Origin of the sequence: Coleofasciculus sp. LEGE 07092, assembly GCF_015207375.1 — a bacterium.
Classification (GTDB): Bacteria; Cyanobacteriota; Cyanobacteriia; order Cyanobacteriales; family Coleofasciculaceae; genus LEGE-07092.
In genome coordinates this window covers 1-1,906 of sequence record NZ_JADEWY010000274.1, presented here as the reverse complement: position 1 = coordinate 1,906, position 1,906 = coordinate 1, and the positions used below count along the sequence as shown (strand labels likewise).

The window sequence follows — 1,906 nt, the reverse complement described above, 5'->3', positions numbered from 1 at the left end:
TATCTAACGGCAAGCTCTTTTTGCCATCATATAAATGGGTGGTTACTACCACTACCCCATTGTCTGTTTTCCCTATTTCTCCAATGTATTGTCTTCCTACTCCGGCGGTGAAATTCCCGCTTTTTCTGTGTCCTGAGTCATCTACAATCAGGGTAAAGCCCCGACTTATTCGAGTCTGAGAGCATTGATTCATCACCTCTAGGCGACGGGTATTGACGGCTACTGCCGACCAAGGTGCTTCCGTTAAAAAGCGGATGCGCCGCCTCGGAGGTTTCCTCCGAATTTAGGCGCACCAAGGGTGTAATCGGTGGTAGGTTACTCCTACGGCGTTATCCGCCATCTGAGAGAGGTTTTTTCGTTCACTTTCCCCCAATAATCCACCAATATAGTTCCTAAACTCCCGTTTTTGGGCTTGGTGGTTAAACAGATCATCGAATCTTTTACACCATTTATCGAAACATGGAGGCATGGCGGCGGGAGTGGTTTCTTTCATCTGGAACAAATTGACGTAAAATGCAGACTGTATAATAATTATACTCTACTTTTAGAGTCTTCTTTATAATAATTATACTCTACTTTTAGAGTCTTCTTTGTTTAAGTCCCGTTAGTAGTTTTATTCAGGCTGACCTGTTGCGAGCTTTTCTTGGCAAGTCGGATATACCGACTAAAATTGAAGGTCGGCAAATGATTGTTTTCAAATTAGATGATGAGCGGCGGTCGGTGGTGGGACCGCTATTAGCAGCAGCGATTCACTTACTGGTTGTATCTAATTTAAGCCGTCCCCGAAAAGACCCGCTGATTATTTCCTTGGACGAGTTTCCTTCAATTCGATTGGATCGAATGCCGCAGTGGATTAATGAATATCGCTCGAACGGGGCTTGTTTTATACTAGGGATTCAAAGTTTGGAGCAGTTGTACGAGGGGTATGGAGAGAAGATGGGAGTAGCGATCGCTTCTGCTTGTAGCACTCACATCTTGTTCAATCCCGGCAATACGGACACTGCCAAAAAATATTCTGAGCGGTACGGGGAGAAAGAAGTCCTGCTAAAAAGCAAGTCTACCAGTCGTTCTCAGGGCGGTCAATCTCAGGGCAATCGCTCAATCAGTTGGAACGAGTCACTCCAGAAGATGCCGTTGTTTTCAGTGGATGAGATTCTGCGGTTCCCCCAAGGGCGATGCGTGATTACTAACCCCGGCTACAGTTCTGGCGGTGAGGGGTCGATTCCTTACGCGCTGACTATACCCATTCCCAAAGCTGATTTGAAGCGTAAGGATGAAAGTGAAGCCCTCTGGGATACACAGGTCAGACCTCGGTTGGAAAGTCGGGTGCAACTTGCTAGTCTAGAACAGCTTACAGCCGCTTTGTACGATCGCATTGCAGAAGCTGAACGGATGTTACCGTTGCCTGATGCTGGGGGTAATGTTCCACAAGAGTCGCAGATGGGATCAGGTTCAAGTAAAAGGTATGGGTCTGACCCGCTGGACTCTGTTGTTGGTAAAGTTAAGCGACCCAAACGAATTTTTGCCACTGGTGGAATTGGTAAGCGATAGCTAGATGCTGTTCCAGTGGTTGCCAATGGAAAATTTTCCATTGGGATTGGTGGACTTGTTGGGATAAGTTTGGCTCAAACCTTTTAGGGAGAGGGATTTGGGGATATTCTACAAGGAAAGCGATCGCCTCTGGCACTGCCGAAAGTGCGATCGCGTACAAATCAACTCCGGCAAGCATAATCACACGCCTTCCGTCCTTAGAATCTGGTCAAATCTCGACTTCTGCAACTGACGGGGTGACAAGCAAGCTGAAGGCTTGATGGAGCAAGTGTTCTACGCTATTGACCTGCAAAAAGATGAAAGCTTATTGACAGCTTTATTGACAATAACAGAAAGGAGCGATCGCTAACTTCCT

Annotated in this window: 2 protein-coding genes and 1 pseudogene; 1 reads left to right on the top strand and 2 read right to left on the bottom strand. The window is 46.6% G+C overall.

What is annotated here, in order from left to right; all coding sequences use genetic code 11:
- Window positions 1-493: pseudogene (locus IQ257_RS29470) on the bottom strand (transposase); the annotation flags it as partial.
- A gap of 191 nt (window positions 494-684) precedes the next feature.
- Here IQ257_RS29470 and IQ257_RS29465 point away from each other — a divergent pair.
- A complete protein-coding gene (locus IQ257_RS29465; RefSeq protein ID WP_228061163.1) occupies window positions 685-1,551 on the top strand; it encodes a type IV secretory system conjugative DNA transfer family protein in 867 nt (288 codons plus the stop codon).
- On the opposite strand, the gene IQ257_RS29460 is transcribed toward IQ257_RS29465, so the two are convergent.
- Entirely contained in the window at window positions 1,502-1,729 is a 228-nt protein-coding gene (locus IQ257_RS29460; protein ID WP_193882744.1) for a hypothetical protein, read from the bottom strand. The genes IQ257_RS29465 and IQ257_RS29460 overlap by 50 nt on opposite strands.
- Between the last annotated feature and the right edge of the window lie 177 nt (window positions 1,730-1,906).